This window comes from Arsenophonus endosymbiont of Crataerina pallida (genome assembly GCF_964020125.1).
Classification (GTDB): domain Bacteria; phylum Pseudomonadota; class Gammaproteobacteria; order Enterobacterales; family Enterobacteriaceae; genus Arsenophonus; species Arsenophonus nilaparvatae.
In genome coordinates this window covers 577,031-599,125 of record NZ_OZ026540.1, presented here as the reverse complement: position 1 = coordinate 599,125, position 22,095 = coordinate 577,031, and the positions used below count along the sequence as shown (strand labels likewise).

Genomic DNA, 22,095 nt, shown 5'->3' with positions numbered 1-22,095 from the left:
CGCTATTGATATTCACTATTAATAATATCAAACAAAATAACGAATAAAATGGGTTCTACTTCCATTAAAGTAAGCGCTCAATCAAACCACTGTGCCGTTCCGTTGAGGTCATTAACGCTTTAGCAAAAACATGACGCTCAGCATAAATCATCAACTGAATTTTTGCTCTGGTAATTGCAGTGTAAATAAGCTCTTTACTAATAATAGGAGTAAAAATCGGCGGTAAAACCAATGCGGCATGTTCAAATTCTGACCCTTGAGATTTATGTACTGTCATAACAAACGCAGTTTCATGCTGAGGTAAACGACTGGGTTGTATTTTTTTTATCACCCCATTAGGCAGCTGAAAATAGGCTTTTAAATCTTGTTGACCATCCCGTAACATAACACCAATATCACCATTAAATAAGCCAAGAGGACGATCATTTTTGGTGATCATTATTGGGCGACCTTCATAATTTTTATTCCAGCTATAGGCAGGCCGTCGAATACTTCCTTGACGATGTAAAAGCTGTTCTAATTTATCATTTAACCCTGTAACCCCGTATGGTCCTTCCCTCAAAGCAGCTAATAAACGATAACGATTAAAAGTAGTCAGGATTTCTTCGGGATCTCGACCCATTTTTATCATATCCAGATAGCAACGGTAACATTCAGCCGCATCAAAAAGTAATTTGCCATATTTCTCAGACGAAGCAATTGAATGAAAAGCAATATCCGCATTTTGCTGCGCTAATAGTTGTTCAACCTGTCTGATATTACCTTTGTTAATTGCAGTAGCTAGTCGACCAATTCCTGATTGCGCATCAAAACGATAACTTTTTCGTAATAAACAAATCCTATCTTTAACCTCTGGCCCATCATTCGATATAAAATCAGATAAATTACAAGCTGTGATTTTAGTCAGTTGTGCCGCTCTTTCACGACTGTATCCCGATTCTGAAAAACGACAAAGATCGCCTAGGACAGCGCCCGCTTCAACAGAAGCTAATTGATCTTTATCACCTAGCAAAATGACACGGGCATGATCTGGTAGAGCTTCAATTAATCTAGCCATCATAGGCAGATCAACCATCGATGCCTCATCAATAATTAAAACGTCTAGCAAAAGTGGATTGTCTTTGTGATAACGTAATAATTGGCTATTGGGTTGAGCGCCTAATAATCGATGCACAGTCTGCGCTTGTTCTGGCATAACCGCATACTCATCAGCAGATAAATTCAGTTTTAATAATGCATTATTTAATGATTCCGTTAATCGAGCAGCCGCTTTTCCTGTCGGCGCCGCTAGCTGAATGATTAACTTTTCATCACTTAATTGGACTAAAGTAGCTAATAAACGTGCCACTGTCGTGGTTTTTCCTGTACCCGGCCCACCAGAAATAACTGCGATCCGACTGGTTACTGCAACAGCAACAGCTATTTTTTGCCAATCTTGCGTTTTCGAGGACGCAAAAAAACCAGTTAAAATAGTCGCTAATCGCTGTTCATCAACGGTTTCTAACAAATGGCGAGAAAAAAAATCAGCCACTAATCCTTCATCAGCCCACATCCGCTGAAAATAAAGTTTGTTATCTGATAATACTAATGGTTTTGCTGCTGATTGCGGTGCCTCACAAACTGCATTACATTGTTTAAGCTCAGTATAAATCCTGTTACTATCAGGTGCTCCTGCCATTTCCCAGAGCATAAAAGCCATTTCCGCCTGTCTACCTTCAAATAAATAAGCGGGTTCGAGCTTATCAATAAATAAACAAACATGACCTGCTCGAGTTTCAGCACTTAATATTGCAAATATTAATAACAATAATGGGTTTTCATCATCAGCTAACCGAATAGCAAGTTGTATGTCTAAACAACTAAACAAATTAAGCTCAGCAGCTCTCTTTAGTAAAGTTATCATCATTGCTCACCTCGATTAGTTGCATTAAATAACTCATCCAGGCTATTAATAAACGCATAAGGAGGAATAGTGTGATAAATACCATAACCAGGGTTTTTCGCATCAAATCCACGCAAAAAAAGGTAGATAACCCCACCAAAATGTTTTTGATAATCATAATTAGGTAAACGATTCCGTAAATAACGATGCATAGCTAATGTATAAAGCTGATACTGTAAATCATATCTATGATCAATCATGGCATTCTGTATGGCCTCCTGGCTATATGCCAGACCATTTTCCCCTAACCAATTTGATTTATAATCAAGCAGATAAAATTTGTCTTGCCAGCAAAAAACTAAATCAATATAACCTTTTAAAACGCCCGTTACTGGCTCAAAACTAAGCGGTGGGCAACGTTGAGATAAAACATCATATTGATGAGTTAGCCTATCTAATGCAGATGGCAATAACAATTTTTCTATCGGTAAATGAAATTGCATTTCATTTAATTGATTCTCAGGCGTGATCTTTGACAAGCTGAGGCTATCGCTAAGTAAAGGGGTGTCAAAAATATTTATTAGCCACATTTTAAGCACCGGTGCCCAATCAGCGGAAAAACCGGCTTGCTCTAATTTTTCAGCTAACCAAGACTCTTGTGGATGTTGATTAAATGGCAGTAATTCCAACAGGGAATGCAAAAAAGTTCCTGCTGTGGCCCCCTTAGGAAAGGTATGAACACTCCACTCTGCTATTTCACCTTGAACCAATGAGCTGTCACCTTGTGCATCAACGTCCATTTTAGGTGCCAAATCTTGTATAGCAATCTCAATACTTATATCACTAGCAGTAAATTTATCAGAATACATATCATGATAGGTTAATCCTGAATAACTCGTAACCCGCCAGGTATTTTGGATCTGTCCTGTAAAATTTCGAGCCAATAACTTCACGGGTGTATTTTCTTTCGGGTACCAAGGCGATAAGTTAATATCACTAACGGGTGTGATGCTAATATTTTCACTCGCTAATGCACCTAGAGCATCACGCAATAAAGTCGCATTACCTGGCTGTCCATTTTGCAATAAATAACCTAATGCGCTTTGATGCAAATCCGTATTACCACTTTCCCCACTAGGACGACCTTTTATTAAAGGTGCAATACCAACACTACAATGATATTTTGAGCGCGTTAGTGCAACATATAACAGCCGCAAATCTTCGGCTAAACGCTCTTCATTAGCCAGCCTGATGCTCTCTTCTTGTTGGGTCAGATCAAGACAAGTTTGAAAATTATCACGATCATGGAACGTTGCCAATTTTTGCTGCGAGAATTGACAGGCAAAAGGTAACCAAACAATCGGGAATTCTAAACCTTTAGATTTATGGATCGTACTAATACTCACCAAGTGACTATCACTCTCTAGACGTATTTGCTGATTTTCTACTAACGGATCGGGGTGATCGATCTGCTGAGCTAACCAGCGAACTAGAGCATGCTCACTTTCAAGCTGTAATTCAGCTTCTTGCAACAATTCACTCAGATGCATCACATCCATCAAGCGCCTTTCACCATCTATATTATCCATCAGTAGGTTTTCAGCAATCCGATGGTTAACCATAATAGCTCGTAATGCAGGCAAAATACCATGTCGCTGCCAAATCAATAAATAATTTGCAAACTCTTCAACCCGTATCTCCCACTGATTTTCATCTTGATTTAATTGCTCAATATCTTGTGCACTTAGTCCAATTAAACGAGTAGCTAATGCACAACGCAGCGTACGCTCCTTTTCAGGTGAGAGCACGGCTTGTAATAACCATAATAGATCGCGCGCTTCATCAGTAGCAAAAACGCTTTCTTGATTAGAAAGAAAAACTGACGAAATATTAAATTTACTTAATGCTTCTCGTATCATTACTGCTTCGCGACGACTTCTGACTAACACCATAATATCCGCAGCTGTTACCGGCTGTTTTACATCATTTCGATACAGCCAGGTTGTTCCATTCTCTCCCCCTTTAAGCCAATCACAAATCTGACTAGCACACTGATAGGCCATCGTTTGTTGATAGTCCAAGGTTGAAACCGCTTCTTTATCTAAATAACAAAAATTTAAAGCTGATAATTTTGCTGTTTTATGAATAAATGCTAAATGCTGATTTGAAGAAGCTGAATCAACTGTGTTAAAAGGTATTTGCTCAAATAAAAACGGTTTTGTTGCCCGACTGAATAATTGATTAATAGCTGCTACCATACTTGGTGAAGAGCGCCAATTAGTATCAAGAGTATAGTGTGATTCAATCTGATCTTTAGCTTTAAGATAAGTAAAAATATCCGCCCCACGGAAAGCATAAATAGCTTGTTTAGGATCGCCAATAAATAACAAACCACAATGATTATGCCCCTGATAAATACGTTGAAAAATGCGATATTGTTGCGGATCAGTATCTTGAAACTCATCAACCATAACAACCGGGTAACGATTACGGATCGTGTTAGATAATCGCTCACCACCTTCTGCATGTAGTGCCTGATCTAAATGACTTAATAAATCATCAAATCCAATCTCTCCACGTCGTCTTTTCTCTTTAACAATTGTTTGACGAACGTCAATAATCGCTTTTGAAATAATGATATCGCGTAATGTAAGTGATTGTTGCATCAAATTATCAATAGCAAGAAAAACCTCATGTTCAGGTACTTGACCTGTCGGTGTTTTATCTATCAGTTGAGATTGGCAAAAACGAGCTAGTTCTTTAGGGGTTTTATAATCGACTGTTGCTGATTGAGCCCAACCAGTGACCGCGGCTATCCAACCCGGTAAATTACGGCGACTATAACTACGTTTATTAATAGCGGAATCAGTAATTAAATCAATGAAACTTGCTGAATTTAAAAGCCACAACTCTTTTACTTTTTTTATCGTGTCAATTAGGGTCTGATGACGCTGTTTTATTGATTGCGCTTCAATCGATTGGTTAACAAAATTCGGAATATCGCCTTGTAAATAAGGCTTTATTTCGGCTAAAAGTGCCTCTGGGTCACTCCATTCATCAACAATAACTTTTGATATAGAATAATTCAGTGGATAGCAGTTGCAGCGCCAAAAATCAGCACAAGCCTGTTTTTGTATGGTATGTTCATCTTTTATTATTGATTGCTCAAATAGCATACCTGACTCAAAAGCATTATGCACCAACATGCGTTGACAGAATCCATGGATAGTATAAATTGCCGCTTCATCCATTTGACGTTCAGCAGCAAGTAACCATTGAGCAGCCACCTCTTTATCTGCAATAGAAGATAGTAAGATTCGGAATATTGAATTTTCATCAAAACCAATACCATCTCTAATACAGGCCATTCTCATCTGATGAATATTGTGGCGAATCCGTGATCGTAGCTCATCGGTTGCCACTTCAGTAAAAGTGACGACTAAAATCTCTTCAACACTTAATGGGCGAGAAAATGCATTTTTTTGCCCAACACCTAATAACAATCGCAAATATAGTAAAGCTATCGTATAGGTTTTTCCTGTTCCTGCTGAAGCTTCTATCAATCGCTGGCCATAGAGAGGCAAACAATAAGGATCCAGTTGATAAGCCTGTATTCGCCGATTACTCACTTAGCATCTACCTCAATTGGCAAAATCTTTTGTAATTCAGATGCAGTCGGATAAGTTATCCAATCTTTCAATTGAGCATAGCCTTCTTTATTAACCTCTTTGGCAATAATTTGTGAAACAAAAGCTAAACCTGTTTGTTGCAAAACGGCATTGTTATAAAAAGTTAATAGATCTTGCTGTGTAACCGTTTTCAATACTTTGATTAATTTTTTTCTGCTATCAAAAGCAAAATTATTCCTCACAAAATCTGGTAAAAAACGATCTATCTCCTCATAAAAAGTTTGCGGAGGCTGTTCCATTTCCGTCAATAGTGCCTTTTTGTATTGCTCAAATTCTTTTTTTGGCATTGCATTTAATTTTTTAAAAGCTAATTGATAAAAGTTTTGATAGCGTGTATTCAAATATGCAGGGGTTTTATTATTACTTTGCAATAAAAAACCTAATCCCCATTGCTCACCAAGGCTAGTAGTAAAGGCAAAAACAGCATAGCCTAATTGTTCTTGCGTCCTAAGTTGCTCAAAAAACCAAGGATGTAAAATATTGGCCAAAATATTTGATAAGACAAATCCACTATAACGATCATATCCTGTCGGAATAAATATTTCTGCTAACGCATTATCTGTACTATTTGCCTGATGTTGGAAATTTACTTTATTCTGTTTATCAACAACCATAATATTCCCTCTCCACCAATTCTTGCCTTTATTATTCAATAAATGGGCAATAGACTTAATAATATCAATGCCTTGCTTTTGTGTTAGATTGCCGAATACAATCGCTTGTAAAGCAGCATTGTCAATAGTCTCTTGACGGTAGTTTAGGATGTCATCTGCTGTGATCGTTTCCAGGGCCTTTAAGCGCTGTTCTTGCTCAAAATAAGGTACTTTTTCTAAACGTTGTTTCGGCTGCATTGCCAACTCAAAGGCTTTAAGATTATTGCTAACTTCAAGCTGTTCCCTATACCATGATTTTGCTTGTGTAACTTCGTCAGCAGAAATTGTGAAGGTAAGAAATTCCTTAACCATTTTTGTCGTCAATTCCGCTAGATGTTGAGTATAACCACTGGTTTTCAATTGCAGGCCTAAATTTGAAGACACAACCAGTTCCATTCCGGCGACGGAAGCTTGGTAACTTAATTGAGACAATTTTAAAGAGGCCAGGTATTCTAATAACGCTGCACTAACTTGAGCTTTTGCCGTTTTACTGCTCTGCTCATTACGTAAATCTATCGCAATCCCACCTTTAGGTTCATCAGCAAAATATTGACTTGGCATATAGACTACCCGCACATTTCCTTGCTCATATACCAATTCTGGATGCTGATAATGACGAGAACTTTTAATTAAAGAAAAATCATCAGCAATATAAGGGTTCAATTCAGGTAACGAAAAATGCATTGCTTCTTTTAAATCAGCCCATCGCTGATATTGTTGGCTGTTAATTTTATCAACTTGATAAGGAGCATTGAGAAAATAGGCTTCTTTATTATGTGGTTCATTCGGTGCGATAAACCAAATTCTGGCATTATAGGGAGTTAATTCTGCTAAACGGCTGCTTATTGCTTTTGGATCAAAACGATCAGCAATGTAATTAGCATCAAGCACATGTGCAATTGGGATATTCAACATTTGATTAGATAGTTGCTGAATATAATTCATATCACGAACAATAGAATTATGTTGAAATGAAAGCTTCAGAACATTTGCGATCTCGTTAAAATAACCACTCTTAATACCTTGTTCTTTTAATAAATCAATATAGGAAAATATTGCCGCAATAATCTTATCTCTATTTCCCAATCCCTTATCCGTTAATAAAACGTTTATTGAAAAAATGCCATTATTACGATCAACATCTGGTACAACGTCAACATTAATCTCTTCAGCAAGACCATTCTTTAGTAACCAATCAGCAAGGGTATTTTGACTTCGATTTCCTATCAAATAGCCAATATATTCATCTGACTTACTGCGAAATTCTGTTAAATTATTTGCAATACTAAATTCAAGTTGCAAAACTTTTTTAGGTTGTGCTGGCACATAATGAATTATTATTCCTTTTTCTTTATCGGTTATGGCGGGTACCGTTATTTCAGGAACAATAGCCTTTCGATTTGGAATACGACCAAAAGTTTCAGCTGCGATTTTGGCTAATTGACTCAATGAGTCATTGCCATACAAAATACCTTTCATTAAATTAGCTGAGTAATAGCGATAATAAAAATTCTTGAGCTCAGTCTGTAAATGGCTACCAGGCTTATCGCTTAAGGTTTCTAAATTTCCACCGGAAAAACGTGAATTAGGATGAGCCGGATTAAGTGTTTCAGAACGCACTTGCCATAATCGCATTTCATCACGAGCACGTGCCATTGTTAATTCTGCATTGACTGCATTACGTTCTCGATCGGCATTTTTAGGATCAAGTAATGGCTCGGCTAATGCACTTGCCAAGCGATCTGTGGCTGCTTTTAAAGCACCATTTTCAACTTCTAAATAGTAAGCAGTAAGATTAGAAGCCGTACTAGCATTATGATTGCCACCATGTTTTTGCAAAAATTCTGATATTTCACCTGACTCAGGATAGCGTTTAGAGCCCATCAATACCATGTGTTCAAGGTAATGTGCCAAACCAAGTTGTTGATCAGGACTTTCCATTGTGCCAACTGGTAAGGTAACCGCAGCTAATGATTTACTGGCCTTCGGATCAGATATTAGCAATACAATCATATTATTAGAAAGTTTTATCGCCTGATACCCTCGAGTATCTTTTTCACTTTTGTTTATCCTATCAGGCAAAACTTGCCAATTCTGCTTAGCAAAACTTACCGTACCAAATAGTAATAAGAGCACGACTATCATGTTTTTCATAACAACCCTTGTTACTTTAAGCATCTTATTACATCCTCTTTTTATTTTTTCTATAGATTGCCATTGGCAATAAATAAGTACGTGCCTTTTTTTGTATTGTTTCAAGCAAATTACTATCTATTTTACTGAAAGCACGACCAATATAGCTATCTTCCATTTCACCTGGCTGATTATAGGTACCTTGTAAGGAGTGGATAAGCTGCATTTTTGCTTTTTGCAAAACAGCCTCAGACTCAAAATCAAATTGTTCACTTTTTTTGTTATAGCATGACATTAACCAATTCCAGCCACTTTTATTAAAAAGTGGTAATGGCGAATTCATCCCCTCTTGATAACCATTAATGAGCTGTTGTAAATATATTTTCGCCTGATATTTGTCCACTGACTCAAAACACCATTCACTATTATCTCTTCCCCAATAGTAACTTTCACCAGATCTAACAGTTAAACAAAAAATTAAATGTTCTATCCATAGAGATAAACCATCATTAATCGTTAAATTTGCAGGACGATAACGAATAATACCGTTTTGCTGAATATTTCGTAATTGTCCAGCCAAACGAATATTCTCAAAGGGTTCAACGAATAGTTTATTAAAATATTCATGACAATTTATCTTTACTTTATCAGCTAATGGCTGCATATCTTGGATCTGTTTTTCCCAATAAATTTGACCAAAATGTTCTGCTGGTAATCCACCCGTTGCACGCAAAGTCGTTAACAGCTCCTCCAGTGACTCTTCATAAATCATCGCCTTAAGTAAGCGTTCATTATATTTATATCGTTGTAAATTATTTACAATAAAAGGCTCATCTTCCGGTAATTGTACTTCTTCATTAAAAAAATTAACTTTTAACCTTTGTTGAAAAAAAGCCCGAATCGGGTGTCGATAAAAAGAGAGTAACTGCTCTAATAATATTTCATTGTCATGTTCTATCATTGGCATTAACAGAGTACAGAATTCAGGCCGTGGATTACCTTGTTTTCTGGCTGCTGATAACCATTCACTGGCATAACTCTGATGAATGCTATTAGGCAAATAATTCTCTGTCGCAAAAGGTACTCGCGTATGTTTAATCACTAAATGTTCTTTTACTCTATCAGCACTAAGATCAATATTTAAATGTTCATCACCCTCTAAACAAAAACTTTGGCTAATATAATCAAGTAATTCATTTACTAGCACCGAGGGATTATGTGCTTGATTGTCACGTATAGCATGCCCAATATAGCTAACATAAAATAGTTGAGAAGCGGAATTTAAAGCTTCCAAAAATAGATAGCGATCATCATCCCGACGCTTTCTGTCACCGCGTTGGGGCTGCTCAGCCATTAAATCAAAACCCAGTGGTGGTATTGAGCGTGGATATATCCTGTCGTTCATACCTAATAAACACACAACCTTAAAAGGAATAGAACGCATAGGCATTAGAGTACAAAAATTAATTGCCCCTGCAAGAAAACGTTGACTGATCTTTTCATCATCAAAACAGGTTGCTAATTCATCACGAATAAGCGATAGAGGAACTGTTTCTTCATATTTTGCCGCTATTCCAGTCTCAATCGTTTTTTGCCATTGCTGGAGCATAAATATGAATATCGCTTCAATTTGTTCATCAGTCTCAAAAAAAGCATCTAACAGGCATTGACATAATGGCAACCATTCTGACAATTTCCTTTCCTGATTAAGTTTACTTCTCCAACTAGCCAATGAATCAATAAATGCGGCAAGCTGCCCAGCTAATTTCACGGATAACCCTGTACATTCATCATAAGGTAAAATTTTATTCCAAGTCCCTACATGACTATCCATCGCATAACCAAGCAACATTCTATTTAAACCAAAAGCCCAGGTATTTTGCCCTGTTGCTGGCAATTCCAGCATTGCAATGTTTTCATCATCAAGCCCCCAACGGATACCTGATTCGTTAATCCATCGTCGCAATAAAAGTAATTCATCATCGTAAATAGAAAATCGACGAGCCAGTGCAGGCACTTCTAATAAAGCTAATACTTGTTCTGTGGTAAAACGACTTTGGGGTAAATCAAGTAACGAAATAAAAGCTTGCAAAATAGGATGTACCTGCCTGGCTTTTCTATCTGAAATAGAAAAAGGTAACCGACGTTCAGGGGACACATGACTAAATACCGCTTGGATATAAGGTGCGTAACTATCAATATCTGCCACCATTACAATTATATCTTTGGGTGTTAAATTTGGATCGTCTTCAAAGAGACGCAATAAATAATCTTGCAATACTTCAATTTCACGTTGTGGGCTATGGCATGAATGAAATGTTAATGATTTATCTTGTTTGCTTAATTGTCTTTTTGAAAGACTATTATTATAACTCGCTTCGGTTAAGCCAAGTTGCGCATGATCTTCTAAATCTAAAATATCTCGCTGCACTTGGTGCAACAAACAATCACGTGGTAAATCTACAAAGGCAGCAACTTCATTAGATAGCTCCAACTGAGACAGGAAATAGAGGTTGTCACGGCCTAATTTACCCCAAGAAGCTAATAGCGGATTAGTCAGAAATTGTTCACCTTGTTGATTAAATAACGTATCAGGTGAACTTTCTCCCTTGAAACGCGCAATTTCATGGTTATTTCGATAATTTTTTAACTTGTGTCGTTCAAGTTTTGCCAAAGAAGCATAGCTCTGAATATCTCCCCAATAATAACGACATGGGTTAGTAAACATTAAATGAATATCTATATGCTGGCCAAGGGCATTTAATGCCTGCAAATAAACCGGAGGTAATGCGGTGATACCACAGATAAATACACGTTTTGGCAACCTAATATGTGAAGGCAGATTAGCATGCAAACTTTGTATAAATTGTTGATAGAGATTTGCCCGATGCCATTTAGATTGATTAAGCTTTTCCGTATACTCTGTCAACGCTAACCAAAGACGTTTTTGCCATTGCTGATTATCACTTAATCCCTCAATTAGTTGTTTTTTACGCCAGCTTTCTAACCATTGGGGACGGTAAACTAAATATTGGTCAAACAGATCCGCAATCCGAGCTGATAACTGATACAACTTACGTTTACCCATATCCTCATTAAGATATTGTCTAAGAGGCTTGAATTCAGGTTCTTGTAGCAAGGAAGGTAAAATTGTCATTAATTTCCAAGTCATTGCCTTTTTGGTAAAAGCACTCTCTGATGGGATATCAGATAAAACCCGAGTAAACATGTCCCAAATAAAAGTTGCCGGTAGCGGAAAAGAAATGTTAGCGGCAATTCCCAAGCTTTGCGCAAGCTCTATTTTTAGCCATTGCGACATACCTGGACTTTGAACCAAAATAATTTCTTGCTCAAACGGCTGGGTCAAGGGATTATTTTTGATCAAACTAGAAATAAGCTCTTTGTGAATATCTAATTGATTAGAATGATAAATTTGTAGCATAATCTTTTCCTGACAAACAGTACCACCTTGATGCAGCAGTTAATTGGTTATAAGGCATCTTAAATGTAACTAATATCTGCTTACAATTATCTGTAATGTTCACGTAACGATATGATAAGTCAATATTTTTAGGCATATCATTTGTTATATCGGCACTAATAGAGTCAATGCCTAGCATCGCTTCTCCACTTTCAAAAAAAGTGTGCATCATGCGAAATTGCTGTGTTTTTGCCATGCGAGAGAAAATCCAGCCATTAGATTATGAACATATTTTATTAATGCGATAGCTGAAATCGCAAATAAGGCTATAGCTACCATAACTTCTGTTATTGCCATTCCAGATTGCCTGTTAGGCTTAGAATTTTTCATTGACAAAATTCCGCTCTTTTAACTGGACAAAAATCCAACCATCCCTGTTTTAGAGGAACAAAACCAGATATGGCATTTTTATCTTTCTTAAGCCATTGATAAAGTGTAAATATAGCTTTACCCTCAAAATAAGCATGGCCGGCTAATAGATAATAATCATTTTTATAGTAACGCAAACAACTTTTAAAATCCGCGCCTAACGGTTGCAGACAAGACCATGAGGCATTTTTTTCCTTAGTCATAACCCAAGGTTGATATTTTCCCCAAGCCAATGCAGACTCAGCTTGCTCAAAAAAAAGCCAATAACTTCGTTCACTTTCCAACATCTGCAATATATTATTCTGATGATGCAACGCTTTTAACATTAATAAACTCATAGAAATAAGCATTATTATTACCATTAATAAAACGCTCCCTTGCTGTTCAAACTTGTGAGGAAAAAACCAATTTATCTGTTTCATATCGATTGATTTCTTAAATAAATTTTTAGTTGGTATTCCCTTAATAGATCTGGATATGCTCGCGGAGATAGACTTAAAAATACAGCTAAAAAACGTTTTTCATCCATGATCACCTCTTTTAAAGCAAATTGTGAAACTATTATCTGTTTGGGATCAAATAGGTTTATCCATCCTTGCCCTTCACAATCTACTCCGCTACGGTGTATTTCCATCTTACCTCGATGAATACGATAGATAAAGAAATCAGAAGTCTCATCTGTTGCTTTTTGCCATTTGCCATTTGCCATTTGCCATTTGCCATCTAAATTGTAATCGTAAATAAGATGAATACAGGAATGCTTGGCCTCGCCTCGTTTTTCACTAATTTTCAATGCCACTCCGACACAATCACCAAAACAATAACCTGAAAGTCGAACATCTTTTTCCAACATTAATAAGAATTGTCTCGCCACAATATCAAGATGATAAGCTTGATATAATCGATTGATTTGCTGCGTCAGTAATGGATATAGCGTTATGATAGCGAGAAAAACAATACTACTTATTATTAAGCTGATTAGGACTTCTATCAGAGAAAAACCTTGTTGCTTACAATTAAAGGAAATGTGTTTATTTAGCATTTAGCTATTCCCCCCAGCCTTTGATTACTACATAAACGCACTCGTCCCAAACCCGAAATAATGATCGAGATCTCTGCTGATTGATTGCTAAAACGTAAAGTAGTCGGTAATGCCGTTCCTCTTTTACCTAGCAACAAGGTCGATATTCGGCTGTAGTTTTGCAACACTACTTCATTATGCCTATTAATCCACTTCATCTCTGTACTTTGCTGGGTATCTTTTTTACCTTTAATTGCAACTATCAGCATCCAATTTGAAGTTTTATCCGTTTGAACTATCAATTGCCTCTCTTGATTCAAATAAGCCGCCTGCATTTGATGACGGGCAATAAAAGCGGCAACTTTTTGCGTAACAACAATTAAATGTATTTTTTGTTGATAATTTCGCCACCCCTTAATGCTAACAACAGCAATCAAGGCTGCTATGGCAATCGCAATCATAATTTCAAGCAGAGTGAACCCTTGTTGGCGCATATATTTTTGCCATATGTAGCACAATTAATGCAAACTATTGTTATGTATTTAGGATAAAAAAATAAATGCTCAAATAAGATAGAAGGGAAACAGATCTATTAAAAAATTGGTATTACAAAAAACTGGGGAGCAAAGATAGAAACGCCTCCCAGATTTTAATGTTTTTAGTGGCTATTTATTAATTAAACCATAATATTAATTAAAAACAGCAAATAAGATGGTAGTCACCTTGTTGATGTTAATGATCAAAGCAACCCATAAAAAATGTCATACCGTAAATGGATATTTAATTGCATCATGATATTGGTAACCAATGACTTCAAAATCATCACTAGTCACCCAGGTTTCAATATCTTTTAATGTTTTAATATTAGGATTAATACGTAGTTGCGGCAAAGAATAAGGAGTACGCTTCAACTGGATATCACGCATAATCGAAAGTTGATTTTCATAAATGTGAGCATTCACTATCTTATGGTAAGCCTTACCTGGTTTGTGACCCGTGATCTGAGCAATCAGTGCCAGTAAAACAAAACATTGAATTTGATTAAAGTTTAGTCCCAAAGGAACATCACAACTACGTTGATATGAAGTTAAATAAAGCGTATCAGCTAGCAGAGAAAAAGTGTGCGTATACATACAAGAGCGTAAACAACCTAATTCAAACTCACCCGGATTGTAAAAAGTGATTATCTCGGCACGATCATCTATTCCTACCGAAAGGTTGCTAATGACTTTTTGCAGCTGATCTAAATAAGTACCATCAGGCCGTCGCCATGAACGCCCCTGAACACCATAAACCCGCCCCATGTCATCTTCACCTTTACGGTTCGGATTATTGAGCCATGCCTGATTTTCATTCGCATTGGCATTCCATGTATTACAGCCAATATCACGAAATTGTGCAGCGTTAGAATAACCTCTTAGATAACCTAATAATTCAGCAATAGCCGCTTTATAAAAACTTTTGCGAGTCGTAATTAAAGGAAACTGGTTATTTGCGACATCATATTCAAGATCAGCATTAATAACCGTTAAACACCGAACTCCTGTGCGTTTATTTGCTACCCACTGACCTTTATCAATAATACGCTGACATAAATCCAGATATTGTTTCATTATTATTACTCGCTTAGAATCTATTATTTAATACTATAAATAAAAGCACTGTATTAAAATTTTCTGCTACTTACTCTTTTCTGCCTTGCTAGCAATGGAATAGTCCGTACAATGGCTATCTTTCTTATAGGCCCAGATCATCATTAAAATACCAATAATGATCATAGGGACTGACAAAATTTGTCCCATACTTACACCACCAAATAGCCCCAACTGCGCATCCGGCTGACGGAAAAATTCAACAAAAATACGGAAAGCCCCATAACCAATCAAAAACAATCCTGAAACACTGCCCATTGGGCGTGGTTTACGAATAAACAGATTCAAAATAATAAATAAAATGATCCCTTCAAAAAATATCTCATAAAGTTGGGAAGGGTGTCGTGGTAATACGCCATACTGCTCTAAAATCGGTAATAAAGAAGGGTCTTGACTAACAATCTGAATGTCTTCTGCTCGTGAGCCTGGGAATAACATTGCCCATGGTGTATCTAATGTTACACGTCCCCAAAGTTCACCATTAATAAAATTACCAATACGTCCCATACCTAATCCAAATGGGATTAATGGAGCAACAAAATCGGCAACTTGAAAAAAATGGCGATGGGTTCTGCGTGCATACCACCACATGGCGCATATCACACCAATTAACCCACCATGAAAAGACATTCCTCCGTCCCAAACTTTAAATAGATACAAAGGATTGCTCAGGAAGGCCGGCAAATTATAAAATAAAACATAGCCTAAACGTCCACCGATAAAGACACCTAAGAAACCAATATAGAGCAAATTTTCAACTTCGTTTTTGGTCCAGCCACTATTTGCTTTTCCGGCTCTCCGTTTTGCCAACCATAGAGCGAAAACAAATCCCACCAAATACATCAAACCATACCAATGAAGGGCTACTGGACCAATCGAGAATATAACAGGATCAATATCAGGAAACACAATATAACTATTATTCATCGTCTCCACTCTTTAGTTTTATAGAGCTTGATAGAATTGCATGACTGCATGCGGTTTAAAATCTAATAGTATTTTATTGATTAAATTCATCAACAAATCTATCTAATGCATACTTTGGCTAGTAAATTTTCCAAAAAATAAACAAGAGTAGCTTTCACTACTCTCACTTCGCTTTCAAAACGACAAAAGTTGGCTATTAAAATAAACATAAACCTACTTTCTTCCGCTAAATTTATTTAGCCACGTTTACGCCTATAGGTATGGCTTTTATTTGATGTCATTGTACTATTTTGCAGTGACATAACCATCGGAGCAAATTCTTTCATAACGCGCCGATAAACATCACGTTTAAAAGAAACAACCTGACGCACAGGATACCAATAACTCACCCAACGCCAACTATCAAATTCAGGCGTTTTACTTGTTTGCACATTAATATTATGTTCATTACAAACCAATTGTAACAAAAACCAACGTTGCTTTTGCCCTATACAAACTGGCTTTGTGTCCCAACGCACCAAACGTTTAGGTAATTTGTAACGTAACCAGTTCCGGGTAGATGCTAATATTTTAACATCTTTACGATCCAACCCAACCTCTTCGAATAATTCCCGATACATTGCCTGTTCTGGTGATTCTTCAGGATTAATGCCCCCTTGAGGGAACTGCCATGAATGTTGCCCATAGCGACGAGCCCATAATACCTGGCCCTGCCGATTACAAATTACAATTCCTACATTCGGGCGGTAGCCATCATTGTCAACCATCTGACTACCTCGTTAAAAATTTAAAAGATAACTTATTGTTTCATACTACTCTATATGGTAAGCCTTTATCAAATATAGTATTTGCAATTATAAGATAACATCTTACAATAAGGCCATCTCAACGGGGTGCCAGCTATGATTAATATTGTTAATAGCTGGCTGAGAAAAACTCGTCGAACCTGATCCGATTAACATCGGCGTAGGGATTTGAGCCACTCTAATGATTTATTCATCAATAAATAGCTTCATTACTGTCCATTCCTCAGATCCTAGAACATCACTTTTATTTAATTATATAGGAGAACTCAGTATTGAAGAATGTACTGCTAAAAATAGTTAGTATTGGTTTAATTTGTTGTTCAGCTTTTGCTCTCCAGGCAAAACCTATATTAACCGTTTACACTTATGATTCCTTTATCGCAGATTGGGGGCCAGGGCCTACAATAAAGCCTGCCTTCGAACAAATCTGTCACTGTGAACTGAAGCTAATTGGCCTAAGTGATGGGGTTGCGTTATTAAATCGCCTTAGAATGGAAGGAAAAAATAGCCCAGCTGATATTGTGCTCGGACTTGATAATAACTTAATTGATCTAGCAAAAAAAACGGGCTTATTTACTGAAAGTAAAATTGACATCAGTCAACTGAAATTACCCATAAAATGGGATAACAATATTTTTATCCCTTACGATTATGGTTATTTTGCTTTTATTTATGATAAGACGCGGATCACTGAAGTGCCTAAAAGTCTTGATGAACTTATTAATAGCCCCCAGCCATGGAAAATTATTTACCAAGATCCACGTACCAGTACACCAGGTTTAGGGCTACTACTTTGGATACAAAAAATTTATGGGCAAAACAGTGCTCAGGCTTGGCAAAAAATAGCCAAAAAAACCGTAACCGTTACTAAAGGTTGGAGCGAATCATATGGATTGTTTTTAAAAGGTGAAAGCGATTTTGTCCTCAGTTATAGCTCTTCACCAGGTTTTCATCTGTTAAATGATAAAAAAAATAATTATGCTGCGGCACTATTTAGTGAGGGTCACTATCTGCAAATTGAAGTGGCGGCCCAATTAGCAACCAGCAAGCAGCCTAAACTAGCTCAACAATTCATGCAATTTATGCTATCACCAACGTTCCAAAAAACGTTGCCGACAACCAATTGGATGTATCCAGTCATTGATATCCCCTTACCCGACGTTTATCAACAAATACCTGTGCCAAAAAAATCATTACAATTTAATGCAGAAGATATTACTCAACATCGCAATCAATGGATCAATTTATGGCAAAATGCCGTCAGCCACCAATAGGGAGTTCACTTTGGCCTGGCATAGTTGTGTCCGGCCTATTAATCACTATTGCGGTAGTTACTTTCAGCACTTTATGGTTACATGCCCCGCAAATAAGCTGGCAAGAATTTATTGATGACAGCTATTTATGGCACGTCATTGGCTTTACATTTTGGCAAGCATTACTATCGACCGTCTTATCCGTTATCCCTGCAATATTTCTCGCCAAAGCCCTTTTTCGACGCCATTTTCCAGGTCGGATACTGTTTTTACGCTTATGTTCGATGACACTGGTATTGCCAGTACTAGTGGCCATTTTTGGCTTATTAACCGTCTATGGTCGGGTGGGATGGATTGCTCAATTTTGTCAATGGTTAGGTATTAATTACCAATTTACTCCTTACGGCCTAAAAGGCATTTTATTAGCACATGTCTTTTTTAATTTACCATTAGCTATGCGGATGCTGTTGCTTGCGCTAGAGAATATTGCAGTTGAGCAACGTCAGCTTGCCGCACAACTCGGCATGAACCAATGGCAACATTTTCGGATTGTTGAATGGCCTTATCTTAGACGACAGATTTTACCAACATCGGCTCTGATTTTTATGTTGTGCTTCGCCAGTTTTGCTACCGTAATGACGCTTGGCAGGGGGCCTGCTGCAACCACCATTGAACTCGCTATCTATCAATCATTAAGTTATGATTTTGATCTCAATAAAGCTGCTTTGCTGGCTCTGATCCAACTTTTTTGCTGTTTAGGGCTAGTATTATTAAGTCAAAAATTAAATGTCGTCTTTTCCGTCGGTGCTAGTCGACAATTGCGGTGGACAAATCCAGCTGATAGTCGATGGCAGAAATGGTGGGATACATTACTGATTAGTATGACCCTATTTTTCTTAATTCCGCCTTTCTTGGCTATTATCGTTGATGGTTTAAACTTAACGCTATTACACGTGTTACAACAGCCAGGCTTATGGCAAGCAGCCATTAATTCGATTTTTATCGCTATTAGTGCTGGCGTACTTTGTATTATTCTTACTATGATGTTGCTTTGGAGTAGTCGTGAATTACGTCTGCGCCGCTCAATACTGCTTTATCGAACTTTCGAATTAAGTGGATTATTAATACTTGCAATGCCAGGCATAGTTTTAGCTACCGGCTTCTTTTTATTGCTAAATAATACTATTAATTTAACCTACTCGCCTTATAGTTTAATCATCTTGACGAATGCTTTAATGGCTATTCCTTATGCCTTAAAAATATTAGAAAATCAGATGTATGACTTAGCTGAACGCTATAATTTATTATGCCTTTCATTACAGATCAAAGGCATAAATCGACTAGCTCAAATTGAATTAAAAGCTTTGAAACGTACAATAGGACAAGCCTTCGCTTTTGCCTGTATACTCTCAATCGGTGATTTTGGTATTATTGCACTGTTTGGTAATGAGAACTTTCGTACCCTACCTTATTATCTCTATCAACAATTAGGCTCTTACCGTAATAATGATGCGGCAGTTACCACGTTGTTAATGCTATTACTTTGTTTCAGCTTATTCAGTTTATTAGAATATTTATCAGGAAAAGAGCATGATTAAATTAGATCAACTTGTCTATTGTTATGAAAATCTAACAATGCAGTTTGATTTTCAAGTAAATAGAGCTGAAAGGGTGGCTATATTAGGCCCTAGTGGCGCAGGGAAAAGTACTCTACTGGATTTGATCGCTGGATTTCAATATCCCAAACAGGGGGAAATTTGGCTAAATAGCCAAAATCATACTGCTACACCACCCGCCAAGCGGCCAGTTTCTATCCTTTTTCAGGAAAATAATCTCTTTTCTCATTTAACTGTTTGGCAAAATATTGCGTTAGGCATTTCACCAAATTTAAGATTAGAAAGAGCTCAACATCGCGCAGTAAAACAGATCATAGAACAAGTTTCTCTTAATAATTGTATCGCTCGTTTACCTGCACAAATATCAGGCGGACAACGCCAACGTACTGCGTTAGCGCGTTGTTTGATCCGCCAAAAACCGATTTTATTGTTAGATGAACCTTTTTCTGCTCTCGATCCAGCTTTACGTAATGAAATGTTAACATTACTTAAACAGGTGTGTGATGAACGCCAATTAACCTTACTGATGGTTTCCCATAATTTGGAAGATGCTAGCCAAATAGCAACTCGGTCTATCGTAATTGCAGATGGAAAAATTGCCTATGATGGTCAACCAGATTGTTTAATTAATGGATTAACACCCGCAAGTAAACTGCTGGGTATATCTCATTTTTGACATTATTTATAATAATTAATTATTAATTCACACTTTGGCAAATAATTGGATGGTATTTTTCGACCTTTATAATACTATTTGTTGTATTAATACTAAGACTACTTTTTCTAATACAAAGATATATGTTGTCACAATTTTATTAAAAACGTATCTATTTTTTATTTTTTATTTTTTATTTTTTATTTAAAAAATCAATCAACAAAAAATTTATTTTTTCAATAAATTGAGAACATAAAATAAATATTTAAAACAAAATACCTACATATCACAAATTATAACAAAATTTAATAATTATTTATTTTTTATATGATATAGAAGAATCAATAATTAAGTAAATAAAATTAAGCGTAACTTTTTTCATCATTTTTTATCTTAATATTGATTATTTCATCTCGCTTTTAGCAAGAATAACATAGATATAAGCGATTATAGCACTCTATCAATTTAACAAAAAATTAAATAACTTATTATATAATATCGATAAAAAAACATTTTTTTAAAAAGATTATTTAAAATAGCACAAAATTTTATTAAATGAATGGATATATTAAACGAAAAATTTTATTACATATAATATTATTATAAAAAGCTAAGATTGTTGCTCACTAATTACAAAATCACTAACTTAACTAATTATTTTTAGTGATTAAAAAAATAAAAATGACTAATATATGAAAGCAATTAACCAAAAATAATAAAGCTAATTTTAATTTGTTAAATAACTAAAAAATTATTAAAGAGTGATATCAAATACTTTATTAAATTTATTATTAACTATAACCATGTTTATTTTATACTTTCAAGAATTAATAATTGAAGATTAAAAATATTATAATAACTTCATTAATCATATAAAAATTTTCATCATGATATTATATCATTACTTTTATTTTTATATAAATAAAATTTATATTTTATATTTTATATTTTATATTTTATATTTTATATTTTATATTTTATATTTTATATTTTATATTTTATATTTTATATTTTATATTTTATATTTTATATTTTATATTTTATATTTTATATTTTATATAAAAATCCATTTTTTCAATAACAATAAAAAAATAATAACAAAATTTAATAATGAAAATTCTAAATTTTGAATTTGATTTTATATATAACTTAAAGCAATGTAGCTCATGTGTTATATAAAATATAGATGCGCATCTAATTAGCAAAATTTTAATATACCAAATACTAGATGAGGTTATATATGTCAAATAATAAAGAACAATTAGCCATTCGTTTTTTAAACAAAACTGGTGATGGTTTTCCTTACCGGGCTTTTATCCGCGTACATGGAATCGACGAACCAGCATATATCGATTCAGACAAAGATTTTGTAACAGTTGGTGATATTCTTGATGATGGTATGCAACATGTTGCTCATCTCGTCATTTATGATAGATATAATATAGTTAAATTTAACACTGCTACTTACTTTGAATATAATGCTGTAGAAAATCAAATTGAAGTCAATTCAGATACCTTACCATTTGAATTAGAATTCGAAAGAGTTGATGGCTTCCGCTTTGATTTAATCTTAAAAAATGATGATTAATGTTATTTTTTCAGAAATCATAGAACAAAGTTAATTAACTACCCAATCTTAATCTAATATTGATGTATTATTTATACTAATATTTATTAGATTAAGTTGGGTTTTAGAAATTAAGCAGATAATTTTAATACATGTGATAAAAATATTTATCCCCCAGTAAAAAATTTCAAATAACATAGCATTTTTATTTCTATGCTTTATTTTTATCAATATTAAATTAGCCATAACATCTATATAATTTTCTTTATATATTAGTTAATTATAAATTAATGAGCAAAAACAGTAGGATGCAGAATAATAAAAAATGGTGATTTGTTCTTTTTTCCATCTGCTTAATACCTTAACATTCTCTGTTAAAACACAAATAAAT

At 35.5% G+C, this 22,095-nt stretch carries 16 protein-coding genes and 1 riboswitch; of the genes, 4 read left to right on the top strand and 12 right to left on the bottom strand.

Features of this window, described 5'->3' with window-relative positions:
- Positions 1–64 precede the first annotated feature (64 nt).
- The 12 genes from recD to rppH form a co-directional block, all read right to left on the bottom strand.
- Positions 65–1,903: an exodeoxyribonuclease V subunit alpha gene (gene recD, locus AACL31_RS03045; RefSeq protein WP_310511293.1), complete on the bottom strand. Its 1,839-nt coding sequence runs from the start codon at positions 1,901–1,903 to the stop codon at positions 65–67.
- A complete protein-coding gene (gene recB / locus AACL31_RS03040; protein ID WP_310511258.1) occupies positions 1,903–5,511 on the bottom strand; it encodes an exodeoxyribonuclease V subunit beta in 3,609 nt (1,202 codons plus the stop codon). The genes recD and recB overlap by 1 nt, the downstream gene beginning before the upstream one ends.
- Positions 5,508–8,402, bottom strand: coding sequence for a pitrilysin (gene ptrA, locus AACL31_RS03035; protein WP_310511257.1), 2,895 nt, complete (start codon positions 8,400–8,402; stop codon positions 5,508–5,510). The genes recB and ptrA overlap by 4 nt, the downstream gene beginning before the upstream one ends.
- Positions 8,403–8,406: 4 nt before the next feature.
- Positions 8,407–11,799, bottom strand: coding sequence for an exodeoxyribonuclease V subunit gamma (gene recC / locus AACL31_RS03030; RefSeq protein WP_339053742.1), 3,393 nt, complete (start codon positions 11,797–11,799; stop codon positions 8,407–8,409).
- Positions 11,777–12,034, bottom strand: coding sequence for a hypothetical protein (locus AACL31_RS03025; protein ID WP_310511255.1), 258 nt, complete (start codon positions 12,032–12,034; stop codon positions 11,777–11,779). Before AACL31_RS03025 ends, recC begins: the two co-directional genes overlap by 23 nt.
- Positions 12,007–12,168, bottom strand: a complete 162-nt coding sequence (locus tag AACL31_RS03020; RefSeq protein WP_339053741.1) for a type IV pilus modification PilV family protein — start codon at positions 12,166–12,168, stop codon at positions 12,007–12,009. Before AACL31_RS03020 ends, AACL31_RS03025 begins: the two co-directional genes overlap by 28 nt.
- Positions 12,165–12,557 (bottom strand): YgdB family protein, encoded by a 393-nt coding sequence (locus AACL31_RS03015; RefSeq protein WP_310513266.1) that lies wholly within the window; start codon positions 12,555–12,557, stop codon positions 12,165–12,167. Before AACL31_RS03015 ends, AACL31_RS03020 begins: the two co-directional genes overlap by 4 nt.
- Before the next feature lie 68 nt (positions 12,558–12,625).
- Entirely contained in the window at positions 12,626–13,249 is a 624-nt protein-coding gene (locus AACL31_RS03010; protein WP_339053740.1) for a prepilin peptidase-dependent protein, read from the bottom strand.
- Positions 13,243–13,722, bottom strand: coding sequence for a prepilin-type N-terminal cleavage/methylation domain-containing protein (locus AACL31_RS03005; RefSeq protein WP_310509574.1), 480 nt, complete (start codon positions 13,720–13,722; stop codon positions 13,243–13,245). The genes AACL31_RS03010 and AACL31_RS03005 overlap by 7 nt, the downstream gene beginning before the upstream one ends.
- A 267-nt stretch (positions 13,723–13,989) precedes the next feature.
- Positions 13,990–14,841: a thymidylate synthase gene (locus AACL31_RS03000; RefSeq protein WP_310511251.1), complete on the bottom strand. Its 852-nt coding sequence runs from the start codon at positions 14,839–14,841 to the stop codon at positions 13,990–13,992.
- Positions 14,842–14,907: 66 nt separating this feature from the next.
- A complete protein-coding gene (lgt, locus tag AACL31_RS02995; RefSeq protein ID WP_310511250.1) occupies positions 14,908–15,807 on the bottom strand; it encodes a prolipoprotein diacylglyceryl transferase in 900 nt (299 codons plus the stop codon).
- 236 nt (positions 15,808–16,043) lie between these two features.
- Complete coding sequence (gene rppH, locus AACL31_RS02990) at positions 16,044–16,574, bottom strand: RNA pyrophosphohydrolase (RefSeq protein ID WP_180816234.1); 531 nt, start codon at positions 16,572–16,574, stop codon at positions 16,044–16,046.
- A gap of 112 nt (positions 16,575–16,686) precedes the next feature.
- Positions 16,687–16,798, top strand: a riboswitch (TPP riboswitch).
- Positions 16,799–16,897: 99 nt separating this feature from the next.
- Between rppH and thiB the strand changes: the two genes are divergently transcribed.
- The 4 genes from thiB to AACL31_RS02970 all read left to right on the top strand — a co-directional run bounded on the left by thiB (position 16,898) and on the right by AACL31_RS02970 (position 21,725).
- Complete coding sequence (gene thiB, locus AACL31_RS02985) at positions 16,898–17,887, top strand: thiamine ABC transporter substrate binding subunit (protein ID WP_310511292.1); 990 nt, start codon at positions 16,898–16,900, stop codon at positions 17,885–17,887.
- On the top strand, positions 17,860–19,464 hold the full coding sequence (gene thiP, locus AACL31_RS02980; RefSeq protein ID WP_310511249.1) for a thiamine/thiamine pyrophosphate ABC transporter permease ThiP: 1,605 nt from the start codon (positions 17,860–17,862) through the stop codon (positions 19,462–19,464). The genes thiB and thiP overlap by 28 nt, the downstream gene beginning before the upstream one ends.
- Positions 19,457–20,158: a thiamine ABC transporter ATP-binding protein ThiQ gene (thiQ, locus tag AACL31_RS02975; RefSeq protein ID WP_310511248.1), complete on the top strand. Its 702-nt coding sequence runs from the start codon at positions 19,457–19,459 to the stop codon at positions 20,156–20,158. Before thiP ends, thiQ begins: the two co-directional genes overlap by 8 nt.
- Before the next feature lie 1,219 nt (positions 20,159–21,377).
- Positions 21,378–21,725, top strand: a complete 348-nt coding sequence (locus AACL31_RS02970) for a hypothetical protein (RefSeq protein WP_310511247.1) — start codon at positions 21,378–21,380, stop codon at positions 21,723–21,725.
- Positions 21,726–22,095 lie beyond the last annotated feature (370 nt).